22 protein-coding genes are annotated in these 25,487 nt (G+C 37.0%); 14 read left to right on the forward strand and 8 right to left on the reverse strand.

Annotated elements, in window-relative coordinates; genetic code table 11:
• The first annotated feature begins 23 nt into the window (after window positions 1-23).
• The 3 genes from VZD24_RS07245 (at window position 24) to VZD24_RS07255 (ending at window position 2,528) form a co-directional block, all read left to right on the forward strand.
• Window positions 24-839: a prohibitin family protein gene (locus tag VZD24_RS07245; RefSeq protein WP_279448013.1), complete on the forward strand. Its 816-nt coding sequence runs from the start codon at window positions 24-26 to the stop codon at window positions 837-839.
• Between the two features lie 300 nt (window positions 840-1,139).
• Entirely contained in the window at window positions 1,140-1,763 is a 624-nt protein-coding gene (locus tag VZD24_RS07250) for a DUF4386 domain-containing protein (RefSeq protein ID WP_342686358.1), read from the forward strand.
• Between the two features lie 3 nt (window positions 1,764-1,766).
• The gene (locus tag VZD24_RS07255) at window positions 1,767-2,528 is read left to right on the forward strand and encodes a DUF6090 family protein (protein ID WP_279448011.1); all 762 of its coding nucleotides are present in this window, start codon (window positions 1,767-1,769) and stop codon (window positions 2,526-2,528) included.
• A 17-nt stretch (window positions 2,529-2,545) separates the two neighbouring features.
• On the opposite strand, the gene VZD24_RS07260 is transcribed toward VZD24_RS07255, so the two are convergent.
• Window positions 2,546-4,273 carry a sodium:solute symporter family protein gene (locus VZD24_RS07260; RefSeq protein WP_279448010.1) on the reverse strand — a complete coding sequence of 576 codons (1,728 nt, stop codon included), beginning with the start codon at window positions 4,271-4,273 and terminating at the stop codon, window positions 2,546-2,548.
• Window positions 4,274-4,553: 280 nt separating this feature from the next.
• Between VZD24_RS07260 and hisG the strand changes: the two genes are divergently transcribed.
• The 10 genes from hisG (at window position 4,554) to corA (ending at window position 13,595) form a co-directional block, all read left to right on the forward strand.
• Window positions 4,554-5,411: an ATP phosphoribosyltransferase gene (hisG, locus tag VZD24_RS07265; RefSeq protein ID WP_342686359.1), complete on the forward strand. Its 858-nt coding sequence runs from the start codon at window positions 4,554-4,556 to the stop codon at window positions 5,409-5,411.
• 123 nt (window positions 5,412-5,534) lie between these two features.
• Complete coding sequence (gene hisD, locus VZD24_RS07270) at window positions 5,535-6,848, forward strand: histidinol dehydrogenase (protein ID WP_342686360.1); 1,314 nt, start codon at window positions 5,535-5,537, stop codon at window positions 6,846-6,848.
• Between the two features lie 11 nt (window positions 6,849-6,859).
• Window positions 6,860-7,912 carry a histidinol-phosphate transaminase gene (hisC, locus tag VZD24_RS07275; protein WP_342686361.1) on the forward strand — a complete coding sequence of 351 codons (1,053 nt, stop codon included), beginning with the start codon at window positions 6,860-6,862 and terminating at the stop codon, window positions 7,910-7,912.
• On the forward strand, window positions 7,909-9,045 hold the full coding sequence (gene hisB, locus VZD24_RS07280) for a bifunctional histidinol-phosphatase/imidazoleglycerol-phosphate dehydratase HisB (protein ID WP_342686362.1): 1,137 nt from the start codon (window positions 7,909-7,911) through the stop codon (window positions 9,043-9,045). Before hisC ends, hisB begins: the two co-directional genes overlap by 4 nt.
• 45 nt (window positions 9,046-9,090) lie before the next feature.
• Complete coding sequence (gene hisH, locus VZD24_RS07285) at window positions 9,091-9,684, forward strand: imidazole glycerol phosphate synthase subunit HisH (RefSeq protein WP_342686363.1); 594 nt, start codon at window positions 9,091-9,093, stop codon at window positions 9,682-9,684.
• A gap of 16 nt (window positions 9,685-9,700) precedes the next feature.
• A complete protein-coding gene (gene hisA, locus VZD24_RS07290; RefSeq protein WP_342686364.1) occupies window positions 9,701-10,453 on the forward strand; it encodes a 1-(5-phosphoribosyl)-5-[(5-phosphoribosylamino)methylideneamino]imidazole-4-carboxamide isomerase in 753 nt (250 codons plus the stop codon).
• A gap of 221 nt (window positions 10,454-10,674) precedes the next feature.
• A complete protein-coding gene (locus tag VZD24_RS07295) occupies window positions 10,675-11,025 on the forward strand; it encodes a four helix bundle protein (protein WP_342686707.1) in 351 nt (116 codons plus the stop codon).
• Window positions 11,026-11,099: 74 nt separating this feature from the next.
• On the forward strand, window positions 11,100-11,855 hold the full coding sequence (gene hisF, locus VZD24_RS07300) for an imidazole glycerol phosphate synthase subunit HisF (protein ID WP_342686365.1): 756 nt from the start codon (window positions 11,100-11,102) through the stop codon (window positions 11,853-11,855).
• 4 nt (window positions 11,856-11,859) lie between these two features.
• On the forward strand, window positions 11,860-12,465 hold the full coding sequence (hisIE, locus tag VZD24_RS07305; RefSeq protein ID WP_342686366.1) for a bifunctional phosphoribosyl-AMP cyclohydrolase/phosphoribosyl-ATP diphosphatase HisIE: 606 nt from the start codon (window positions 11,860-11,862) through the stop codon (window positions 12,463-12,465).
• Window positions 12,466-12,509: 44 nt separating this feature from the next.
• Entirely contained in the window at window positions 12,510-13,595 is a 1,086-nt protein-coding gene (gene corA / locus VZD24_RS07310) for a magnesium/cobalt transporter CorA (RefSeq protein WP_279448000.1), read from the forward strand.
• 107 nt (window positions 13,596-13,702) lie between these two features.
• Here the strand turns inward: corA and VZD24_RS07315 are convergent, their stop codons facing one another.
• The gene (locus tag VZD24_RS07315; protein ID WP_342686367.1) at window positions 13,703-14,413 is read right to left on the reverse strand and encodes a DUF4488 domain-containing protein; all 711 of its coding nucleotides are present in this window, start codon (window positions 14,411-14,413) and stop codon (window positions 13,703-13,705) included.
• Between the two features lie 234 nt (window positions 14,414-14,647).
• On the opposite strand from VZD24_RS07315, the gene VZD24_RS07320 reads away from it, so the two are divergent.
• Window positions 14,648-16,432, forward strand: coding sequence for an aminopeptidase P family N-terminal domain-containing protein (locus tag VZD24_RS07320; protein WP_342686368.1), 1,785 nt, complete (start codon window positions 14,648-14,650; stop codon window positions 16,430-16,432).
• Window positions 16,433-16,503: 71 nt separating this feature from the next.
• Here VZD24_RS07320 and VZD24_RS07325 read toward each other — a convergent pair whose 3' ends face one another.
• The 6 genes from VZD24_RS07325 to VZD24_RS07350 all read right to left on the reverse strand — a co-directional run bounded on the left by VZD24_RS07325 (window position 16,504) and on the right by VZD24_RS07350 (window position 25,440).
• Window positions 16,504-17,817: a S28 family serine protease gene (locus VZD24_RS07325; protein ID WP_342686369.1), complete on the reverse strand. Its 1,314-nt coding sequence runs from the start codon at window positions 17,815-17,817 to the stop codon at window positions 16,504-16,506.
• Between the two features lie 323 nt (window positions 17,818-18,140).
• Window positions 18,141-18,542: a response regulator gene (locus VZD24_RS07330; protein ID WP_279450266.1), complete on the reverse strand. Its 402-nt coding sequence runs from the start codon at window positions 18,540-18,542 to the stop codon at window positions 18,141-18,143.
• The gene (locus VZD24_RS07335) at window positions 18,535-21,921 is read right to left on the reverse strand and encodes a PAS domain-containing sensor histidine kinase (protein ID WP_279447996.1); all 3,387 of its coding nucleotides are present in this window, start codon (window positions 21,919-21,921) and stop codon (window positions 18,535-18,537) included. Before VZD24_RS07335 ends, VZD24_RS07330 begins: the two co-directional genes overlap by 8 nt.
• A gap of 11 nt (window positions 21,922-21,932) precedes the next feature.
• The gene (locus VZD24_RS07340; protein ID WP_342686370.1) at window positions 21,933-23,570 is read right to left on the reverse strand and encodes a hypothetical protein; all 1,638 of its coding nucleotides are present in this window, start codon (window positions 23,568-23,570) and stop codon (window positions 21,933-21,935) included.
• Window positions 23,571-23,668: 98 nt separating this feature from the next.
• Window positions 23,669-24,193 (reverse strand): hypothetical protein, encoded by a 525-nt coding sequence (locus VZD24_RS07345; protein WP_342686371.1) that lies wholly within the window; start codon window positions 24,191-24,193, stop codon window positions 23,669-23,671.
• Window positions 24,190-25,440 (reverse strand): DUF6638 family protein, encoded by a 1,251-nt coding sequence (locus tag VZD24_RS07350; RefSeq protein WP_279447993.1) that lies wholly within the window; start codon window positions 25,438-25,440, stop codon window positions 24,190-24,192. Before VZD24_RS07350 ends, VZD24_RS07345 begins: the two co-directional genes overlap by 4 nt.
• Window positions 25,441-25,487: the final 47 nt, after the last annotated feature.

A 25,487-nucleotide genomic window follows, 5' to 3' on the forward strand; every position in this document is an offset into this window, starting at 1 on the left:
ATTAACCCATATAAAAATATACAATGGAAAAATTACCCAAACTCACAATACCCGTCATCGTAGGAATTATTTTGCTGATAATTTTAGTATCAAAATCTTCGGTTACTATTGACTCCGGTCACGCAGGTGTGCTATATCAAACTTTTGGAAACGGTGTGGTTACCGATGAACCGCCGCTTGGCGAAGGTTTTCATATTATTGCGCCTTGGAATAGGGTTTTCGTTTATGAAGTACGCCAACAAGAACTTAGTGAAAAAATGCAGGTACTATCCAGCAACGGACTTGAAATTAAATTGGATGCCTCTGCTTGGTATCAACCCATTTACAGTGATGTTGCCAAGTTACACCAAGAAAAAGGAGAAGATTATTTGCAACGTGTTATTCAGCCAGCCATCAGAAGTGCGGCAAGAAGTGTTGTAGGTCGTTATACGCCCGAACAATTGTACTCTACCAAGCGAGATGCAATTCAAGAAGAAATTTTTGAGGAAACCAAAAAAATTCTTGACAAACAATACGTACAATTAAATGAAATTTTGGTGCGCGATGTAACCCTACCGCCAACAATTAAAGATGCGATCGAAAGAAAACTGAAGCAGGAACAAGAATCTTTGGAATATGAATTTAGACTCGTAACAGCAGATAAAGAAGCTCAAAAAGTTAGAATTGAAGCCCAAGGAAAAGCAGATGCGAATGCTATTTTAAGTGCTTCATTAACAGATAAAATCCTTCAGGACAAAGGAATTGACGCTACTTTAGAACTTGCAAAATCGCCAAATGCCAAAGTAGTGGTGGTTGGTTCGGGCGATAGTGGACTGCCTTTGATTTTGGGGAATAACTAAATCTGCTGATAGGTCGAGACCTCTTTTAATCTACTTATAGTAAGAACTACAATTTATTTAAAAAACCTTCCCGCGCGGAAGGTTTTTTTATGAGTCTATAATTCCTTTTATAGAACAAATATTATTCCCATAAATCCAAGATTATAGTATAAATAACCTTTCAGTGTTTCTGAGAAACTTTTGATAGGCCATTGATTGTGAACATATTATTTACTTTTATTAAATTTGAAACGTATAAAAAAGAATCTGAAAGAGGGCAAACGACCTTCCTATGCATTTTATTTAAACTGAAATTTTAATATGAACCCGAGACAACTATCCATTATCGCCGGACTTAGTTATTTGGTAATTTTCTTTGCCGCAATATTCGCCAACTTTTTTGTTTTGGAATCCTTGCTTGCCGCGCCCCTCGAAACAGTTCAGCAAAACAATTTAATGGTGCGCTTTGGGGCGATGGCCTTTCTCGTGGCGGCGGTTTTTGATGTTGTCGTAGCTTGGGCACTCTATCTTTTGTTCAAAAAACATCCCTTGACAAATCTAAGTACCTATTTCAGGATTATGCACGCGGCCATTATGGGGATTGCGGTTTTTGCTTTGATGTTAACAGTGTCGCTGACCACTGCTGCGGAAATTCTTAAACAAGTGGAAATCTTCAATATTATGTGGTTAATTGGATTATTTTTCTTCGGGATTCATTTAATCCTGCTTGGGAAAATTCTTCAAAAACCATCCTTCATCGTGTTTTTCCTCATTCTTGCAGGAACGATGTACCTGCTCGACACTGCAGCACATTTTTTATTGGTCAATTATGATGAATACAATTCCATCTTTTTGGCCCTCGTGGCTATTCCAAGTGTAATAGGCGAGATGTCGCTGGCAGTGTGGCTTTTGGTAAAAGGAGGTAAAAGTGCGCTAAAAGAATGAAAAATGCTTAGATTTTTTAGAAGAATAAGACAGAATTTACTCGCTGAAAAGAAATTTACAAAATATCTTTTTTACGCCTTGGGAGAAATTATCTTGGTAGTAATCGGCATCTTGATTGCCCTTGCCATCAACAACGCAAACCAAAAACGATTGACTGAAAAAAACGAAGTAACTTATTTAATGGGCTTAAAGGAAGAATTTCAGACCAGTAAATTGAAATTAAAGGAATTGATTGCGGTTAACCAAGACAATTACAGCGGTGCCAAGCAAATACTGGAATATACCGGCGATCCTTCTGCAACACCTTCGGAAGAAGAATTTTCAAAAGTTTTGTATTCCACTTTTTCAACCGATATAGCTTTTAACCCCAACAACTCACTTTTGCAGGAAATTATCAATTCCGGAAATTTAAAAAATCTTTCCGACACTGAATTGAGAATACAGTTGACCAATTGGATCTCAACTATTGAAGATATTCGAAGACAGGAGGAAGAACTTGGCATTCAGCGCATAAAAGTCCTGGATATGTTCCGCACAAATGATTACAGCCTTCGCACCATCTTTGAAAAGGCCGGAGTGTCTGAATCCATTGGCTTGCCCAGCACCGACGTCACAGAAAGTAACCTAAGTTTATTGGATTCAAAGGAATTTGAAAATAACGTGCTCATGTTTATCATCACCAGTTACGCAACTGAAGAGGTTCATTATCGTCCCTTAATGCAAGATTTGGATAAAATCCTGAAACTGATTGACGGTACAAAATAAAATGTTCCTAAAAACTTTTAATCTGTCTTTTGAAACGATCTAATAATCACCAACCCACAAATCACAGCTACAGCGGTTAAACCAAGGGCCAAAACGGTATTGCTATAAATAAAATTCCCAATTGCAAACAGGGAGCAATAAACCCCAACCACACCTGCAAAGAACCCAAGGATTTTCATTCCAAAACCTTTAAACTTAGATTCATTTCCAAAAATAAGTTTGTTAAAGCTGTTTAAAGTCTCGGCATTTGAAGGTTGCGTCATTAAAGTTACAAGCACCCATCCAATTGTAGTTATTGCAACGCTAAATACCAATTGCCAATGTCCTGCCATTTCTATAATTGGGGTGTCCATTTTTCCGTTTACAAAGAAAAAAGCTGCGATTATAAACGAAATTAGCATTGCTGCAATTTCACTGTACGGATTAATTCTGCTCCAGAACCACCGCAGAATAAAGAGCAATCCAGTTCCTGCACCAATTGATAGCAATAGGTTAAAACCATCCCGGGCTTCTTCTAAAACAAGTGCCAGTAAGCCGGCTAAAATCATCATTACAACTGTTGAAGTTCTACCTACGGCAACTTGTTCCTTGCCGGTAGCGTTTTTTCGAAGAAAACGCACATAAAAGTCGTTTACCACGTAAGAGCTTCCCCAGTTTAAGTGCGTTGAAATAGTACTCATAAAAGCTGCGATAAGCGATGTAATTACAATTCCCAAAAGCCCAGCAGGCAAAAATGTAAGCATAGCTGGATAGGAAAGATCATTTTTCACAAATGAAGGATTTAAATTAGGAAAAGCAGCCTGTAAACTTTCAAGATTTGGATAAATTATAATTGACGCCAGCCCGATAATAATCCACGGCCACGGACGAAGCGCATAATGCGCAAAGTTGAAAAACAAAGTAGCCCAAGTAGCGTGTTTTTCGTTTTTGGCTGCAAGCATTCGCTGTGCAATATAACCGCCACCGCCGGGTTCTGCTCCAGGATACCAAACGCTCCACCATTGCACAGCGAGGGGAACGATAAGCAATGGAATTAACAATTCAGGTTTTGAAAAATCGGGCAGCATTGCAGTTTTTGCAGCAACGGTAGGAGTGGAGAGCAGGTTTTCAATTCCACCAATTTCTGGCATATTCACTATAAAAATAGTTGCCCAAATACTGCCCACCATGGCAATTATAAATTGCACAAAATCTGTTAGTAAAACACCTTTCAATCCTCCAAAAGCCGAGTAAATTACTACTACTGGCGAGGCGATCAGCAAAACTTCGTACGAAGAAAGCCCGAACATTACGTGTCCAATTTTAATTGCGGCCAGACACACATTCGCCATAATAACAATGTTAAAGAATACCCCCAGATAAATTGCTCTAAAACCTCTTAAAAATGCGGCGCTTTTTCCGCTGTAGCGCAATTCATAAAATTCCAGATCGGTTGTAATACCGCTACGTCGCCACAGTTTTGCGTAGAAAAAAACAGTCAACATTCCCGTTAACAGAAAACTCCACCAGATCCAATTTCCAAAAACCCCGTCTTCCCGAATAACACCCGCAACAAAATTGGGCGTATCTGCTGCAAACGTAGTTGCAACCATACTTACGCCGAGCAGCCACCAGGGCATATTTCTATCGGAAAGGAAAAAAGACTTCGAGTCCTTTCCAGATTTTTTGGCCACGAGTAGCCCTATTGCGATAAAAACAATAAAAAATGAAACTATAATTATCCAGTCAAGTGTTTCTAAATGCATAAAAAGAAGTGATTTTTCAGCTGTTTATAAATGCTTGGGTGAAAGTAAATAAATTGTACCGAATAAAATAAAGCGTTAAAATTTTATATTCACAGTTTAATAAACAATCTTTTTGTTTAGATTTGCCATCACAATTATGAACAATTCATTTTTACATCATCACCATATTTCTCTCCACGCGCTCGCGAGGTGATATGGCTATTGTGTAAACCCAACAATATTCAAAACCCGTTTGAGCAATCAAACGGGTTTTTTTATTCCTTAAACTGAACAGAATTATATGAGAAAACTTAAAATTGCAGTTCAAAAATCAGGGCGACTTCACGATGAATCCCTTGCACTGCTCAAGGATTGCGGCATTTACATAGACAATGGTCGCGACCAGTTAAAGGCTTCGGCCACTAATTTTCCTTTGGAAATCTATTACCTGCGCAACGGCGATATTCCGCAGTATTTAAAGGATGGGGTGGTAGATTGTGCCATTATAGGCGAGAATCTTTTAATTGAAAAAGGAGAGGAAATTGGAATTATCGATAGATTGGGGTTTTCAAAATGCAGGGTTTCCCTCGCGGTTCCGAAGACTTTTAAATATAATTCCATTGAAGATTTCCACGGAAAACGAATTGCCACTAGTTACCCCGAAACCACCCGAAAATATTTAGAAGAAAAGGGAATTGAAGCCGAACTTCATATTATCAACGGCAGTGTAGAAATTGCGCCCAATATTGGCTTAGCTGATGCAATTTGCGACATTGTGAGCAGCGGTAGCACCCTTTTCAAAAATAATTTAAAGGAGGTGGAAGTAATTTTAAAAAGTGAAGCCGTTCTCGCCGTGTCTCCTACTATTTCCGAAGATGCCAACAAAACTCTCGACAAAATTCGCTTCAGGATTCAATCTGTTTTGCAGGGCCGGGATTCACGTTATGTGCTGTTGAATGTGCCCAATGATAAGATTGATGAAATTATTAAAATTTTACCCGGAATGAAAAGTCCCACTTTGCTGCCACTGGCAGAGGAGGGCTGGAGCAGCATTCATTCCGTAGTAAACCGAGATACTTTTTGGGAAGTAATTGAAGAATTGAAACAAGCCGGCGCCGAAGGAATTTTAGTCTGCCCGATTGAAAAAATGATACTTTAAAATACGAGCGACGAGCGACGAGCGACGAGCGACGAATGACGATCGACGAGCGACGAATTGCGGGAGGTAAGCAATAAATTGAAACTTACAAAAAATTGAACCTTGAATCTGGAATTTAAAAAGATGAAAAAAACATATAATCCCACACCTGAAACCTGGAGCGAACTTTTAAAACGCCCCACCCAAACCATCGCCGATGTAGAAGCAACGGTAAACGATATTTTTTCTGAAGTAAAATCGAAAGGGGATGCAGCGGTGAAAAAATACACCCAACTTTTTGACGGAATTTCCTTAGTGGAAATATTGGTTTCAAAGGAAGAAATCGCGGCTTCGGAAAAGGCCGTTTCCGAAGAATTAAAAACTGCCATTAATCTTGCTAAAGCAAACATCGAAAAATTCCACAGTGCCCAAAAAACGGAACGTGTTATGGTTGAAACTACGGAGGGAGTTAATTGTTGGCAAGAAAAGAGACCCATCCAAAAAGTTGGACTGTATATTCCCGGAGGTTCAGCCCCTTTGTTTTCCACGGTGTTAATGTTGGCTATTCCTGCAAATATTGCGGGTTGCAAAGAGATTGTTTTATGCACGCCGCCCGATAAAAAAAGCAAAATTAATCCGGCAATTTTATATACCGCAAATCTGTGCGGAGTAACCAAAATTTTTAAAATTGGCGGTATTCAAGCCATTGGTGCAATGACTTTTGGGACAGAAAGCGTTCCTCCGGTTTACAAAATTTTCGGTCCCGGAAACCAATTTGTAACCGTTGCCAAACAAATTGCCACCAAACACGGCGTAGCGATCGATATGCCCGCCGGGCCTTCGGAATTGCTAGTATTTGCTGACTATACGGCCAACATTTCTTTCGTTGCTTCCGATTTGTTGTCGCAGGCCGAACACGGCGCGGATAGTCAAGTTGTTTTAGTTACCACTTCGAAAAAGCTTTTGAATTCAGTGGAAAAGGAGGTTGAGAAACAACTGAAAAAACTGCCACGTAAAGCTATTGCTGAAAAAGCTATCGTAAATTCAAAATTGATTTTGGTTAAAAATAACACGGAAGCAATGAAGCTTATCAACGCCTACGCGCCCGAACACTTTATTGTTATTTCAAAAGAAGAAGATTTTTTTATTGAAAACATACAAAATGCCGGCTCAGTTTTTATTGGAAACTACACGCCAGAGAGCGCTGGCGATTACGCTTCGGGAACCAATCACACTTTACCAACCAACGGCTACGCAAAACAGTACAGCGGTGTAAATCTAGACAGTTTTATGAAAAGTATGACGTTTCAGAAAATTTCAGAAAAGGGAATTCAGAATATTGGTAAAACAATAGAATTAATGGCAGAAGCCGAAGGATTGCAGGCGCACAAAAATGCTGTTACGCTTAGGTTAAAAAGTTTAAAAAAATTTTCCGATCGAGCGCAGTCGAGACCTTAAATTGAAAAAATATGAAGAACAAAATTGATATTCAATCCCTCATCCGCCCAAACGTAGCCAAAATGATACCATACAGCTCCGCCCGCGATGAGTTTAAGGATTTTGACAGTGAAATGATTTTCCTCGACGCCAATGAAAATCCGTTTGAAACTAACGTAAACCGGTATCCCGATCCGCAGCAGCGAAAGCTAAAGGAAATTCTTTCAAAACAAAAAAACATTCCTGTCAACCAAATTTTATTGGGAAATGGAAGCGATGAAGTGCTCGACCTAATTTTTAGGGCATTCTGCGAGCCCACTAAAGATAACGTAATAACGTTACCGCCAACCTACGGAATGTACGGCGTTTTGGCAAATTTGAACGATGTTGAAAATAGGGAAGTACTGCTCGATGCAGATTTTCAGCCTGTTTTGGATGAAATTTCAAGAACAGCAGATGCACGTACCAAAATTCTATTTATCTGTTCACCCAACAATCCCACGGGTAATTTAATTGCTTCCGATTGTATTTTGAAACTTTTAAAAACCTTCAATGGATTGGTGGTTATCGATGAGGCTTATATAGATTTTGCAAATGCGGAAAGTTGGATTTCGAGATTGGACGAATTCCCTAATTTAATTGTCACTCAAACCCTTTCAAAAGCATACGGATTGGCGGGAATCCGTTTGGGAATCTGTTATGCTTCCGCGGAAATAATTTCGGTTTTAAACAAAATAAAACCTCCGTACAATATTAATATACTTACGCAGCAAAGCGCTATTGGGCAATTTCAACATACAGAAAGAATAAAAAAGAATATACGCTCAATAATAGCAGAAAAGAAAAGGCTACTTAAAGCTATAGTTCAAGTTAATTTCATTGAAAAAATCTTTTCAACCGAAGCAAATTTCATCTTAATAAAAGTAGATGATGCCGAAAAACGCTACGCACAATTGTTAAAAAACGGCATTGTAGTGCGCGAAAGAAGTTCACAGCCACGTTGTGAAAACACACTGCGTATAACCATTGGTACAAAAACCGAAAACACAGAACTAATCAATATATTAAAAACATTAAATAAATGAAAAAACGCGTATTGTTTATAGACCGTGACGGCACCATCATAAAAGAAACCGTAGATGAGCAAATTGACGGGTTTGAAAAAATGAATTTTTACCCAAAAGTGTTTACTTACTTGGGAAAAATTGCAAAGGAGCTCGATTTTGAATTGGTAATGATTACCAATCAAGATGGTTTGGGAACTGACTCTTTTCCCGAAGAAACCTTTTGGCCCGTGCATAATTTTATACTGAAAGCTTTTGAAAATGAAGGCGTTAATTTTAGTGATGTTTTAATTGATCGTACGTTTCCGCACGAAAATGCTGACACGCGCAAACCGGGGATAGGACTGCTTAAAAAGTATTTTTCAGAAGAATACGATCTTCAAAATTCATTTGTAATTGGCGACAGATTAACGGATATCGAGCTTGCCAAAAACTTAGGCACGAAAGGAATTTTTATTAATGATAATACAAATTTGGGCGCTACGGAAATATCAATAAAAGCTGAAGAAATTCAAGAATACATCACTAAGGAAACTAACGATTGGAAAGAAATTTATGAATTTTTAAAACTTGAGCAACGTGTTTCAGAATTACAGAGAAAAACGAACGAAACTGATATTTCAATAAAATTGAATTTGGACGGCAGTGGAAAAAGTAATATTAACACTGGAATTGCTTTCTTTGACCATATGCTTGACCAATTGGCGAGACACGGCCAATTGGACTTAGAAATTACTGTAAATGGTGATTTGGAAGTGGATGAGCACCACACCATTGAAGATACCGCAATTGCATTGGGCGAAGTTTTCAACAAAGCATTAGGCGAAAAATTAGGAATGGAGCGCTACGGTTTCTGCTTGCCGATGGACGATTGTTTAGCGCAGGTTGCGATAGATTTCGGGGGAAGAAATTGGCTGGTTTGGGACGCAGACTTCAAACGAGAAATGATTGGCAAAATGCCCACGGAAATGTTTTACCATTTTTTTAAAAGTTTTACTGATGGCGCCAAGGCGAATCTGAATATTAAAGCCGAAGGAACCAACGAGCACCACAAGATTGAAGCAATATTTAAAGCATTTGCAAAGGCTATTAAAATGGCGGTAAAACGCGACGCCGAGAAAATGATTTTGCCATCAACAAAAGGAAAATTATAGGTTCGAGCGACGAATTACGAGCGACGAGAAATTAAAACAGGAATTATGAAAATCGTAATAATTAATTACGGAGCAGGCAACATTCAAAGTATCAAATTTGCCTTGAAAAGATTAGGGATTGAGGCAATTTTAAGTAATGATGAAACTGAAATCCGCCAAGCAGACAAGATGATTTTTCCCGGTGTGGGTGAGGCTAGTAGCGCGATGCTTAAATTGAAGGAGGCGGGTTTGGACGAAGTTATACCTACCTTGAAACAACCGGTTTTAGGGATATGTTTGGGAATGCAGTTGCTGTGCAATTCTTCGGAAGAAGGAAATACGAAGGGTTTGGGAATATTTGATGTAGAGGTAATAAAGTTTCCAAACAGTGTGAAAGTGCCACAAATAGGGTGGAACCAAATTCAAAACCTGAAATCAGGACTGTTTAAAAATATTTCAGAAAATGAGTTTATGTATTTGGTGCACAGTTTTTACGCGCCGCTTTGTAAAGAAGCAATTGCAACAAGCGAATACGGAATTCAGTATTCATCAGCTTTGCGGAAGGATAATTTTTACGGCGTTCAATTTCACCCCGAAAAAAGTAGCACCGCTGGGGAACAAATTTTAAAAAACTTTTTAAATCTCAAATCTCAATACTAATATCTCAATTCTAAAAATGCGAATAATACCAGCAATAGACATAATAGACGGCAAATGTGTCCGTCTTTCAAAAGGAGACTACAGTACAAAAAAGGTCTACAACCAAAACCCTTTGGAGGTTGCAAAACAATTTGAGGCTCACGGAATAAAATATTTGCATTTGGTGGATTTAGACGGTGCAAAGAGCAAGCACATTGTAAACCACAATATTTTGGAAGAAATCGCTTCGAAAACAAATTTAAAAATTGATTTTGGCGGCGGACTAAAAACCGATGAAGATTTGCGGATTGCCTTTGAATGTGGTGCGAAACAAATAACAGGCGGGAGTATTGCCGTAAAAAAACCTGACATTTTTAAAAATTGGCTGCAAAAATTCGGAAGTGATAAAATTATTTTAGGCGCCGATGCCAAAGATGAAAAAGTGGCAATCAGTGGATGGATGGAAGATTCAGCTTTGGAATTGATACCATTTATTCAAAATTATGTTGAACATGGAATTGAATATGTTATCTGCACAGACATCAGTAAAGATGGGATGTTGGAAGGTCCTTCGTTTGATTTGTATCGTAAAATTTTAAAAGAAATTACAGTGTCCGATCGAGCGCAGTCGAGACCTACCTTGAAGCTATTTGCCTCTGGTGGAATCTCAACATTTGAAGAACTTCCAAAACTCGCCGAAATTGGCTGTGAAGGAGTTATTATTGGAAAAGCCATTTATGAAAACAGAATTAATTTAAAACAATTGGAAAATTATATTTTGGACAACTAGGTTTGAGCGACGAATGACGAACGACGAACGACGAGGGACGAACGACGAGGGACGAACGACGAGGGACGAATTACGAGCGACGAACGACGAATTACGAGCGGCGAATTACGAGCGATGAATGCTGGGCAACGAGGGTTGAGTTATTTGTTATGAATAAAATAAAAGGTTATAAATAATTAAAATTAATTTTAAATTGAATTTGTCTAACATTAAAACATAGCATTACGCAGGATTTAAAGGCTAGAACTAAAAATTTTACTTTGGATTGTTTGGCATTGTGTACTAAAATTCCAAAGTCAAGAGAATTCGACTCGATTGTACGTCAACTTATTAGATCATCAAGCTCTGTTGGTGCAAATTATCGGGCCGCCAACAGAGCAAAATCTGATCGTGATTTTATAAACAAGTTAAAAATTGTAGAGGAGGAAGCAGATGAAAGTATGTTTTGGTTGGAGATATTATTAGAAATTAATTTGAATAATATCGAAAATATCAAAACATTAATCAATGAAAGTGATGAGTTAGTGGCAATAACAGTAGCTTCCATAAAAACTGCAAGAAAAAGACTATGAAAAATAGTTCAAAACTTCGTAACTCCCGGCTCATCTTTCCGTTCGTCGCTCGTCGGTCGTAACTCGTACTTCTTATGTTAACAAAACGAATAATACCGTGTCTCGATATTAAAAACGGACGGACCGTAAAGGGAGTCAACTTCCTTGATTTGCGCGATGCTGGGGACCCTGTGGAATTGGCAAAATTCTATTCAGAAAACGGAGCCGATGAATTGGTTTTTCTGGATATTTCAGCAACTGAAGAACGCAGAAAAACATTGGCCGACTTAGTTTTAAGAGTCGCAGAAACCATCAATATTCCTTTTACTGTGGGCGGTGGAATTTCTTCCGTGGAAGATATGGAAATTCTTTTAAACAATGGCGCCGATAAGGTTTCAATAAATTCTTCCGCAGTAAAAAATTCGCAATTGATAAATGATTTGGCTTCAAAGTTTGGCTCGCAGTGTATTGTTGTGGCAATTGATGCCAAACAGATTGACGGCCATTGGAAAGTGTATTTGGTAGGAGGAAAGGTGCCTACCGAACTCGATTTGTTTGCATGGGCAAAGGAAGTGGAACAACGCGGGGCAGGCGAAATACTTTTTACATCCATGGATCACGACGGAACAAAAAACGGTTTTGCGAACGATGCTTTGGCAAAACTTTCCACAGAGCTGAATATTCCAATTATTGCTTCGGGTGGAGCGGGAAGGATTCAGCATTTTACAGATACTTTTATCTATGGAAAAGCCGATGCAGCCTTGGCTGCCAGTGTATTTCACTTTAAGGAAATAGCGGTGATTAATTTAAAAAAAGAATTACAAATCCAGGGCCTCCCTGTTAGACTCTAACAATATGGAAATAGATTTTAAAAAATACAACGATGGCCTTGTACCAGCTATAATTCAGGATACTTTAACAAGCAAAGTGTTGATGCTTGGCTATATGAATGAGGAAGCATTTTTAAAAACCAATCAATCAAAACAGGTAACTTTCTTTAGCCGAAGCAAGCAAAGGCTTTGGACAAAAGGGGAGGAAAGCGGCAATTTTTTAAATCTGGTTTCCATCGCGGTAGATTGCGATAACGATGCGTTGTTAATAAAGGTAAATCCCACGGGACCCGTTTGCCACAAAGGCACCGACACTTGCTGGAAAGCAGAGAATGTTTCAAGTTTTGGTTTTTTTTCAGAATTGGAAAGCATAATTCAAAATAGAAAAGACAATTCGGAAAATGAAGATTCTTACATCGCATCCCTTTTCAGAAAGGGCATCAATAAAATTGCCCAAAAAGTAGGCGAGGAGGCAATAGAAGTGGTTATTGAAGCAAAAGATTGCAATGACGACTTATTTTTAAACGAAAGCGCCGACCTACTATTTCATTATTTAATTTTGCTTCGCGCAAAGGGTTTTACGTTAAACGATGTTGAAAGAATACTTCGGAAGCGGCATATTTCAAAATAGATTTATACTTTTTTCCTACCTTTAGAAAAACAATTTACTTCTATATGGCGGCCAAAAGAAGAAGAAAAACGCAACCCACTAAAATTCAACCCAAAAGAGCAAAGAATCTTTCACCAGGAACGGTTGCCTATACGGGTAAAAAAACCACTACGGTTACTGAACTGGATATTATAGATTATTCCAAGGAACATTTCCATCGTTTTGAAACAAATAATATTGAGGAAGCATTTAATTATGAGGATTCAACAAATATTACGTGGATAAACGTTAACGGTCTGAGCAACACGCAGGATATTATCGCACTTGGTAATCATTTTGAACTGCACCCATTAATCCAAGAAGATATTGTAAGTACATATCAACGGCCAAAAATTGACGAATACGAAGAATACCTATTTATAGTTTTTAAAATGCTGCATTACGATAATGAGCAACTTACTATTGAGCATATTAGTATGGTGGTGGGGAAAGATTATGTGGTGACCCTTCAAGAAGCCGAAGGTGATGTTTTTAATGATTTACGCGATCGTCTGGAGAATGGTAAAGGTAGAATTAGAAATGCCGGAGCAGATTATTTAATGTTTGCAATTTTGGATGCGGTGGTTGATAATTATTTTTCGGTAATTGAATTTTTAAGCAATAAGGTTGAATTGCTGGAAGATAAACTTTTTGACGATAAGGAAGATCCAAACATTACTGAGGAAATTCAAGAACTTAAAAAGGAAATTTTAAAAATTCGTCGCGCTGTACTACCCCTTCGGGAAGTTATAAATAGATTGGAAAAAATTGAAACTTCGTTAATCGAGGAACGCACCAATAAATACATTCGCGATCTATACGATCATATAATCCAAGTGAATGAAAGTGTTGAAATTTACCGCGATATGATTTGGGGCTTGATGGATATGTACATGACCACCATCAGCAATAAGATGAACGAGGTGATGAAAGTACTTACCATTATGGCTTCCATATTTATTCCGCTAACGTTTATGGCGGGTATTTACGGGATGAATTTTGACCACATGCCCGAACTTCATTTTAGGTATGGCTACTACTACCTTTGGGGCGCTATGATTTTGGTGTTTTTTGGATTATTGTGGTATTTTAAACGCAAAAAGTGGTTGTAAAATTTTTGCGCATTTTTAATTCGTTAAGCGCTTTAAAGTTATCGGTAATTATGGCTATTCTCAAAATTCGGAAACTGTTATTTCAACTTTTAAAACAATTAGAAATATTATTTTCTTTTGCTCCATACTTCGTTAATAGGGTCTCCTTTGGTTGAAAAACCCAAATGGTACCAATTGCCATCCTTTAAATTGTAATCAAATTTAAGTTGTAGTCCAACCTTGGAATTATCTCTAGAAAAAAATTCTATATTTTCAGTGTAAACTCCATCTTTAGTTGTGTAAGTTCCGCCCCCCGTCGCCATAAATTTTTTCGTTTCAGTATTATATGCTATCCACTGAAAACGGGTGCCAGATAAAATTTTCATTGTTTTTCTTGGGGTTTCGGTATCTCGCATTTCCTTTTTTCTGTCTTTAATTCTGCCAGACATCAACCAAGCACCCTGTAATTGGCCGGGAGTACCGTTATCTATCCTTTTCATTTTTACATTGCTACCTTCAAATTCAATAATTGAATCGTTTATAACCACCTGAAAACTTGATTTAGAACCTACTTTTTCGGGATTCGCTGAGTTGAATTCAACTTCTTCCGTAATTGTATTGCCATCCAGTTTCCAACTTCCCCCAACGGTAGAAATAAATTCACCTGAGTCTGCATTGTAGGTGGTGAATACCTGATGTTTTTCTGAAAAAACCAGCACATTTCTCAAATTCTCACCATCTTCCGACGTATAAACACGCTCCCATGCACCTATTAAACTTTGCGCATTTGTTCCAATAGATATAAAGCTACAGAGTAAGCAAAAGACAATTTTTTTCATAACCGTTTTTTTAGTTTCAATAGATTTTCTTCCACTAAAATACAGTTAATTTTCCTAATTGCTATGCTTTCAAAAAAGGTTGACAGCCAAATCCATGCCGTTTGGTTTCTTCCCCAAACTTCCCAGTTAATTGAATAGTTATTGTTATTTTTATTTTTTAAAATTTGATACTAAAAAATACAATGCCCAAACCCATCATTTCTGAATTCGCGGCGATAAAACTTCAATAATAAGATGATCAATAACAGACTAGAAAATCTGCAGCAACAGCTAACTAAATATAATTTAGACGCAGTGATTATTCCTTCTACCGATCCCCACCAATCCGAATACGTTGCGGAGCACTGGAAAATACGGGAACACTTTTCAGGGTTTTCTGGCTCGGCGGGTGTGTTGGTAGTATTGAAGAATGAAGCTGCCCTTTGGACAGATTCGCGTTATTTTTTACAGTTTGAAGACGAATGCCAAACCTATAACATAAACTTGCACAAACAATCTATTCCACACGCGCCCGAACACGTGCAATGGCTTGTTGATAGTTTGGAGGAAAACGCTGATATTGGCCTAGATTTTTTACAGTTTTCCAAAGCCCAAATAGACTATATAAAGGAAATTTCGAAATCGAAAAATATTGCGCTTAAAAACACACCGAATTTAATTGATGAAATCTGGAAAAACAGACCTGCTTTACCCAATTTTCCAGTCAATATTCATCCGTTAGAATACAGCGGCGAATCAACAGCTTCAAAAATAAAAAAGATTCAAAATAAAATTACAAATGCGAAAGCCGACTACTACCTGTTTTCGAGTTTAGATGAAATTGCTTGGCTTTTTAATATTCGTTCGCAAGATGTGGATTTCACTCCACTAGTCACCGCTTATGCTTTAGTAGGACTTGAAAACACCCACTTATTTTGTGATAGAAATAGATTTTCTGCCTCTGCAATTGCTTCGTTTTCAAATTTGAATATTGAAATTATAGATTATCATTTAGCAATTGATGCGTTTGAAAAATTAGACGCCAATAAGAAGATTATTACAGATGTTTCTTCTTTAAATTATGCGGTTTACAGTGCAGTGCAGAGTAAATTTTTATTTCAAAATTCACTGGCAAAAGAATTGAAAGCTATTAAAAATGAAACTGAAATAGCCGGCTCAAAAAATTGCATGTTAAAAGACGGGGTGGCGCTAACTAAGTTTTTTATGTGGTTGGAAAAGGAGCTTACGGCACGATCAATTTCAGAATATGAAATTGGTAAAAAATTGGAAGGCTTTCGGAAACAACAGGATTTGTACGTGGGCGAATCCTTTGCGGCAATTGTGGGCTACAAAGGCAATGGCGCAATAATTCATTATACCGCTACAGAAAATGGCGCTGTAATGGTTAAAAATGAAGACATTTTGCTGGTTGATAGCGGCGCGCAATACAAAGATGGCACTACAGATATTACGCGCACTGTTTGGTTGGGGGGAACGCCAACCTCTGAATTAAAAATAGCCTATACTTCGGTTTTAAAAGGATATATAGCACTTGAACAATTGCAATTCCCTAAAGGTACCGTTGGCATGCAAATGGATGCATTTGCTCGATTTCACCTGTGGAATCAAGGTTTAAACTATCCTCACGGTACGGGTCACGGTATCGGTAGTTTTGGAATGGTACACGAACCCGCACAAGGTTTTACAACCAATCCAGCAACGAGTAGTGGGAGCACAGCACATTTGCCAAATCAATTAACCACTATAGAACCGGGGTGTTACAAAAAGGATGTTTATGGTATTCGGATTGAAAATATAGTGCTCTCAATTGCCAAAGAAACTACTGAATTTGGTGAGTTTTTAGGCTTTACACCCCTCACATTATTCCCGATTGATAGACAACTCATTGACAAATCGCTACTCACAGATTCCGAAATAGCATGGTTTAATTCTTATCATCAAATGGTTTTGCAGGAATTATCGCCATTATTAAATAATGATGAAGTGGAATGGTTAAAGGCTATGTGTGAAAAATTATAACAACTTATTCGTGATTATTAAAACCGAAGAATAGTTAACATCACTCGTTTTAGAGCGCAGCGGTCTTATATCTAGTCCTCCAGCCAGCGGTCTATAATACCATAAATTTGGTTCTGCTCTTCCGCGCTAAAGCTTTTAATTCGTGTTCTATGGTCACCTTCAGGCTTTATGAATTTATATAGTTCGCGTTTGTCTGCGTTTTCGGTTAAGGCAACAGCTGTAGCACTCCAAGCGTCGTATTCGCCATAAATAAAGAGCATTTTTTCTGCCTTAGTATCTAAAAATGATTTTATACGTTGCATAGGTTTTAAATCAAAAGCTTTTGTAATTCCTTCAGGAAAAGCCCAATCAAAAGTGTACATTTTATCTGTATGTAGATATTTTTCAAACGGCATTGTTTCATAGCCATAAATGCCTTGTTCCGTTAGGGCTGCCCAAAAATACGGCTGTAATTTTTCTACAGATTTTTCTTCAAAAAAACCATAACCTACAACATCAAATAAATGTTTGTAAATAGCTTCTGCGGAAGCTGTTGACAACGGAATTGTATTTCCATCTACACCCCATTGCCAATACGCAAAGGCATATTCCAATATTGAATAATCGAGAGCTTTTTCTATACCGAATTCCCAAGACATATCATTTTCTGCGGCCTTTGTTTTTAGTATTTCTAATAATGCTTCTCTATTTTTGAAACATAATTCTTGAAAATTTTTAATTTTTAGCCTTTCCTCAGCCGTCCCTACGTTTTTTAAAAACTTAAAAATCCGGTCGTCTTCCCTTTTAAAATTTAATGGACCAACGTAGCAAACACAGGCATCTACATTTTCTGGAAAATAGAGGCGATGTGCCATAACTGTTTGGCAACCTTTCGATATTCCTGTAGAAATAAATTTTGCATTTGGATATAAGGCATTTCTAATTGCATTAATTATAGTAGCCTGATCTTTAGCGGCATTTTCTACCGTTAATGTATTCCAATCAATTTCTTCCGGTCGGGAATTATTAAAATAACGATGCTCAATTGAAAGTTGATTGGCGTTGTAATGACCGGCTAATTCGCCCGCGTTTTCTGAACCTATTCCATAGCCACTAAGCTCAACGATAACAGGTTGCGAAGGATTTTCAAACCCTAAAAAAACGCGTTGCTTAAAGGTACCTTTTGATACGTCGTTATAATCGATAGGCTGTTCAAACCACAGCTCATAGTTTTCGTCAAAATGACTCGTAACGGCTCTTTTTTCAATACTTACTATATTTTTAATCGAAGCTAATTTCTCAAAGGTTGAAACTTCTGTTGTAGGTATTACAGCTATTGATGCTGTTTTACAACCTATAAATAATAGGGTAAAAAGGAAAAAGTAATAGAAGCGAATTGATTTCATAATATATCCAATTTTTGAATGCTTATTTAGAATTAATTAATGGGTGCCGTTCATTCAACAATTTCGTAGTCAATAGAAAGTTTCCGCAAAGCTCTTAATGCAGAACCAGAATTTTTATCATCAACTTCAACATTTTAGATTTTGGTCCTTTTCCAGCAAACAGCATGCTGGTACCTAAAACTAGCAAAATTTAAATTCACAAATAGTATAAGTCTGTAAACCGTGCTTAACTAGTTTAGAAATTTCAAAATAATTTTATGATTTTTAAAGTATAACGAAGTAACTAATTTTTGCAACTATATTGCTTTAAAAAATATTCAGAATTAAAAAAATGAACTTACAATAGAAGCCAATTCTTTCGGTCTGATTGGTTTAATAATATAGTCTGCAATTTCACTTATCGCTTTTGCTTTTTCAATATCTTGCGGATCTACGGAGGAAGAAACCATATATACTACTATTTTTTTCTCCATTCTTGGTTTTATCAATTTATATTCATCTATAAATTGAAAACCATCCATCACCGGCATATTAATATCTAATAAAATTATATCAGGTAGATTATCATTGTTCTCAGCATTTTCCCTTATAAAGTCTAACGCTTCTTCGCCATCTGAAAACACCAAAACGTTTTCTGCTAACTTATAAGCTTTGATAGTAGCAGTAATGGCATATTGGTAAATGCTATCATCATCAATTATGCAGATGTTTTGAAGATTATTCATACGGTTTATTATTAAATACGATTGTAAAAACTGAGCCTTTACCCACTTCACTTGTGGCAAATATAGAACCTCTTAAAGTTTCTACTTGAATTTTGGTTAAATAAAGTCCCACTCCTTTGGCATCTGGATGTCTGTGGAAGGTTTTGTTTAAGCCAAACAATTTATGACCGTGTTTTTCTAAATCTATTCCAAGACCATTGTCTTGAACTGTTAAGTTAATTTTTCCATCTACAATTTCCGCTTTGATTAAAATTTCAGGAATTCTTTCAGGAGATCGATATTTTATAGCATTTGAAACTAAGTTAAGAAAAATACTTTCTAAATACGTTTGATGGTATTTAATTTTAGAAACTTTTGTGAAATCTGTTGTGATTTTTGCACTGGTATTAATAATTTGTCCTGAAAGTATTTCTTTTGTTTTGTTGAATGTATCTTGAAAGGAAACAATTTTTAACTCGGCTTTTTCGCGAGTTCTCATTTTAAGAGCTTCTATTAACGTGTTTAAGGTTGAAGTTAAATGTTCAATTACAGTTTCAAATTTGGTAAACAATACTTCCTTTTCTTCCTGGCTTTCTGAAATATCGTAGAGGTGTAACAAGGCATTTAAATTACTTACGGGAGCTCGTAAATTGTGCGATGTTATTTGAGCGAATTCTGCTAATTGTTTGTTTTGTGCAGATAAATGCTGTGTTAATACTTCTAAATTGTCTTTGGCTTGAATAATTTTACGTTCTGTTTTTAACTGTGTAGTAATATCCCGAATCGCGGCAGATACCAAAAGACCTTCTTCTGTTTGCAAAGGGCTCAGACTTATCTGAACTGGAATTTCCTTTCCTTTTTTATTTATACCGTATAAAACTTCAGATTTACCCGCTCCCATGGACCTAACTTTTGGGTTTGTAAAGAATTTGTCTCGTTGGTTTTTGTGATTGTTTTGACCTTTAAATTTTTTTGGAATTAGGACTTCTACGGGTTGGTTTAACAATTCGTCAATGTGATATCCAAAAAGTTTTTCTGCTTGTTTATTAATAAGTTGAATTTCTCCACGTTCATTTACAATTACCATGGCATCGGGTGCAGATTCCAAAAGCCCTCTAAATTTGTTTTCTACCAGTTTTTGCTCGGTAATGTCTTGTACTGTACCAATCATTTCAACTACTTCTCCGCTGTCATTTGTAAATACCTCTCCTAAGAGTTGCAGTGTTTTTAATTTGCCTTTTGCTGTTATTATACGATGTGTGTATTTTTCAAATACTTTAGTAGCTATGGCATTTTCTACGGAGGTAGTTACTAGATCTTTATCGTCCGGATGAACGAAATTAAAATAACTATCATACTTTAAATTGGTTTCCACTTCCTCAAGATCGAATATTTTGTGTAAATGGCTAGACCATTCAACCTTATCGGCTGCAAGATTCCATTGCCAATGGCCTATTTTTGTTATCTCAACCACTGTATTAAGTAAGTAGTTGGTCTTTACTAATTCGTTTTCAGTTTTTTTACGGGCAGTAATGTCAAGGGCCATTCCTAGCAGTCCTAAGCTTTTACCGCGCTGGTTTTTAATGGCTGTAACTGTTAATAGTACTGGAAAAGATGAGCCATCCTTTCTTTTATATGTCCATTCGCGCGTGTCGTCATAATTTAACTTAAATAGGGCCTCATAGGGATCAAATTTGGTTGGATTAACGTGCATTTTATTTGCCATATCTAATCTAAATTGCTCCATTTCTTCCTCAAGATGAAATATCTCGGGGCTCAGCTTTCCTATAACTTCATCGGCAGAATAACCTAACATTTTTTCTGCACCGTGATTAAAATGGGTTATTACTCCATTTGTATCTGAAGAAATAATTGATATGGGACCCGAATTTAGAATTGCCATTAATTCATTATGTGCTTTATCTAAAGCTAATTGGGCCTTTTTAAAATTAGTAATATCTTGAAACACACCTAAAATTCCAACGCACTCATTATTGCTATATTCCGGTTGTCCTATTACACGGGCCCAAATTTCAGATCCATCGGCTGTTACTACCTTAACTTCAACATCGTAGGGCTTTCCTTGAGTAATAACTTCGTGAACAACTTGTTTTATAAGGTCTCTATTTTTACCTGCTTTATAATAATTAATTGCAGATTCAATATCTATTTCTGTGTCGTAGGGCACTTTATGTAAATCGTAAACCACTTTGCTCCAGAGTACTTTCTGGGTTTGTAGGTTTGCTTCCCAAGTTCCTATTCTTGCAACTTCATTGGTTTTATCTAAAATTTCTTGAATACGGGTTTTTTCAAATTCTCTTTCTTTAATGGAAGTAATATCACCAGTATGCATCAATAACCCGCCAATTTCACCTTCAGAGATATACCAAGGGCGTACATCCCAATAAATCCATTGTACGCTACCATCAGCACGTTTAAATATTGCTTCATCGCAAGTGTCTATGGCTCCTTGCAAACATTTTTGATGGTTTTTCTTCCATTCATCACCAATTTCTGGAAAGAGATCGTAGTGAGACCGGCCAATAATTTCTTGGTCTTGCATCTTATAATCTTCTATCCAACGTTGCGATACCGCTATATACTTCATATCCTTATCTAGCATTGCAATGGCAGTAGGCGCTTGTTCTATAAATATTTTGTTGTATTCTTCCTGTCTTTCTAAATCTAGTTTTAGTTTTTCGAGTTCTTTCACGTAAGCCAATATGGTGCTTTCTGAACTTGCTAATTCTTTATTAGATTGGGTAAGTTGTTCGTTTTTTCGAAATAATTGATTCAATGTAGGAACAATGATAAAAATATATTCTCCCAATAATAGTAAAATTGAAATAGTGCCAAAAAAGTACATTGAACGTCTTAAATTTAACAGACGATCCTCTTCAAGTTCTACGTGTATGTCAGAAATTTTATTGATAATAATATTGTACTCCGTTGCCGCATTTTGAATCGCTGTCAACGCATTTTTTGTCGTAATTGGATCATTGGCCGCAGTAAAGGTTTTTGCGGAAGTAAGTAGCATATTTGCAATGGGTAAGCTAGCTTTAATTAACGAATCGCCCTTTGCATTTACATTAGGGGTAGTGGATTGATTTATTAATTTTTTTTGAAAAATTTCAAATTTAGCAGTTAGTTCACTGAATTCCTTTACATGCAACGGATCGATTTTATAAGATTCGTGCGTATCAAAAAGGTGGGTGGCCGCAAAGATTTTCTGCACAAGAAAACTTTGGTTATATGTAATTTTTACAAGTTGAAGATTGGAAGTTTGAATTGTGATGCTGCGATATACAATAAATAAAACTGTTACTATAATAAGAATTATAGTAAATAGAAAGAGTAGGTATCTATTTTTAATAGATTTTGTGATTTTGTTTTGTAGCAAGGCAAATTTTTTTACATTCCATTCACTTGAATTAAAACTGAATCTCTCTCAATAACGGGTTGTACATCAATTTCAACTTTTTCTGGATATAAATCTTTATCCGTGAGTCCTTCCGAAGCCTTCCAAGTTTCGCCCAATTGCTCAAGTATTTTTGAATTCCACTCGCTCGGGTGTTTCGCATCTACCCAGACAACATCGCGATATTCTACGTCAATTAAAGCTAAATCTGGGGTAGCAGCTCCGTCAAATTTTTTGCTGTTGTCGCGTTTTGAAGTTACCGTTGAAAGAACGAACAATCGTTTTCTTCCGGCAATTTCTTTTATAAATGGCCTAAACTCTACAGGTTTATTTACAGACCAATCGTATTCCTTTCTCGATTCAATCACCTTTAGGGGCATGGCACTTACACCTGCCAAGCCTTCTTTTTTTGCTGCGTGATTATAATAGTATAATTTATCTGTACCGTCTGCCGGTACGAGGACGCTAAATGATAAGCTGGTACGCTCCTCGCCAATTGGCTCTAGGCCAAACCAATGATATAACCCACTAAAGGCATCTACATCCATCCCGTTAAAATTGAAATCGGTTACAAAAGGTTGCTGATTTTCATCGTCTGCCAAATCGGGAATTTTTACAGCAGTTTCCATATTCCACGGTAAAGGATCTGTAAAACCGGCTAAAAATTGCAAGGACTGTGCTTCGAGTCTCGATACCCTTTCCGACAATGTATTTTGACGGGTTAAATACGGATGGTTCTTTATTTCGTCGGGTGGAATATACGTACCTTTCCCAATTGTAATTCGCTCTAAATAATCTGAAAAACCATGCGCTCCGGCGTCGATAACCATTACGCCACCGTAGGCTGGATAAGGAAAAAAGAAACCTTTCCATCTAATTAAACTTACTACTTGCACCCAATTGCCGCTGTCGTTTTTCATATAATAAACCTGTTCAGGTTCAAGATTAAATAGCTGAAGAATATTAAAGCGCTGCACCACTGCATTGTAGGTGTTTCGGCTAAAAGCGAGCGATTCGCCGATAGAAAAGGTTACTGGTATTCTGTTGGTATCTGAAAATCGCGGAAAAGGGGAGGTGCTTTCCACGGAAAAGAGTTCTTTGGTATTGTCGTTAATTCGTTGCCAAGTATATTCTTTAGCTGGCTGTACGGCCATAGTCCATCTGTTGGAGCTATCTACCCGAACCAAATGTGGATGCGATACCTCTTGAGTTTCGCCAATGCTTTCATAAGCCATGGTAACAATATTGTTAAATGGCTGAATTCGTTCGTTTTGGGTTAAGGGGAGTTCGTGTAGTTCAATTAATTTCAGATTGTTAAACACATTGTAAGATTGCATGTATTTATAAAGGCCAATTTGCCAACCAAAAAACCAACTGGTTACAAAAAATGCCGCAATTCCCAACAATATAAGCACCCGTTTTCCGCCGCTGGTTGCACTTCTAAATTTTGAAAGCGTAAACCATAAAAACAGCAAGCTAATGAGTATTAAAAAAATAAATTTGCGCAGAAAAAGTAGCACAGGTTGATAATCGTCGCGTAGAAAGAATAGCAATAACAGCAGAATTATCCCGCTGATTACAAGTATTCTTTTTTGCTTTGGTCCTTTTTGCCAATAATTTCTTATCCCCATCAATTCAAAATTAAATGTACATTGTTTTCAAATAAATCGTCAGTTTTAAGTTAAAGTACGCTCTCAGAATATCTTTTCCGTCAATGGTCTAGCCGTAATTATTTAATCATGCCTTTGTTTTTTAATCTTTCGCGCGCACTTAATTTGGGCTCATCAGGTTTTGTACTAGTCTTCGGCTCTGGGTCAATTTCTTCCTCAGAGTCAAAATTATCACGAATGTCCTGTGTAAACTCTCCAATGGTTTCTTTTCCTTTGGCAAATGCCTTTTCAAGATTTTCTTTTTTCGTTTTATCTCGTGCAAAAAGAAAAAGCGAAGCAATATAAGTTCCGAGAATTGTAGCTACGATTGCCGAAATAAAGTATTGAATATAGTTAACCACAAAAGGCAGAACCACTGCAATTACAATGGCTGCCAATAAATACATCAGGGTAATCCAAACAAAGCGCATCAGGAAATTTTGTTGATGCACGAATCCCTTTCGGCTTGCCGGTTTCATCTGCAACTCTTTGCTATGCGTAAGTTTGTTGAAAAATCGGTAAAGTCGGTTGCTTTTAGATTCGGTCCAATACAAGAGAATTCCAAATAAAACAGCGGCGATAAAAACTATGATTTCAAAGGTCATGGTGTTTCGTTTTTAAGTGCTTCTAAGATACAATCTATTGCCCAATCTTTGTAACTATCGGTCCACAAAGCAAATTGCCTGTAAAAATTTTCTTTATCATACCAATATAAATATACAGGATCTACAGGCATAACCTTAGTTAAAAGCTGCCAGATTAGCTCCTGATTTTCAGGTTGCAATGACGAGTGCGGTTCTTGTAAGGCTTTTATAAAGTAAGGTTCTATCGAATTTTCGGCCACCAAATTGGGTTCGATGCTTTTTTTCTGATTAAAGATCTCTACACACATAATTTGTTTTTGTGCTGCGATGGGCAATTCATTTAAGTATTTTTTAAATAACAATTTACTATTTAATATCTCGGAAATTGGGTGATCTGTATTACTTAAATAAGTTGAAAAAAGATGTTTTTTTACACGTTCGTAGCGCTCTTTTTTAACAGCTTTCACAAAATTAATCTCCGTTATTATATCGCGTTTAAGCGTGGACAACAATTCGTCGTGTTGAATGTGAAATAATAAAACGTCGTAGGTTGTATTTTTAATGGCTTGATTGAAGGTTTCCTTAGATTCAAAAACGAGAATTGGCTTAATAAAATCCTGTAATACAAATACACCGCCAAAAGCTTTGGTGTAAAACGAAGTAATATCTAAACTCAGGTCTGCTAATTGAAGTTTCCGATTGCGCAAATCGCCATATTTTGTAGCAGAATCAATTAGTTTTTGATGAATTTCACGATTGATAAAGTTATTTCCTGTTTCGAATAATTTTATAAGTTCATTTTGTTCCTTTTGCTTTGTTTGAAGGTCATCGAGTACAAGAAAACTAATGGCAATTTTGTTGTAATTCAACAAATCGAAAGGTTCGTAATAGGCATCAATATTCTGATCTAGCTGTACAACCAGCGCGGAATCTTTGGTAATATCCTTAATCTGATTGCGATAGGCCGCAAAGACCGCCTCCATTAAATTTCGGTCAAAACTGTGGTAGGGCATAAAGACGGGCTTACCTTCTTGTTGTGGCGAAACAATGATAGCATTGGCGTTTGCTTCTCCAATGTTAAGATAAAAATTATTGTTTTTTTCATCGGCAATTTCTGGGCTCCATCCAGCGGCATCGACCGAAAATGTGGTTAATTTGCTAGCCGAAACGCCGAGCAATGCCAAACATCCGTTGTAGCGTTTTACCAAACTGCCGGTAACCTTTACAAGGCCGTTGCCAAATAATCCCGCTTGTTTTAATTTATCCAAAATAGTTGTTTATTCAAATGTTTTTATTCAATGCCAATGGCTATTTC

The organism is Aequorivita flava (assembly GCF_038742595.1).
Lineage (GTDB): Bacteria > Bacteroidota > Bacteroidia > Flavobacteriales > Flavobacteriaceae > Aequorivita > Aequorivita marisscotiae.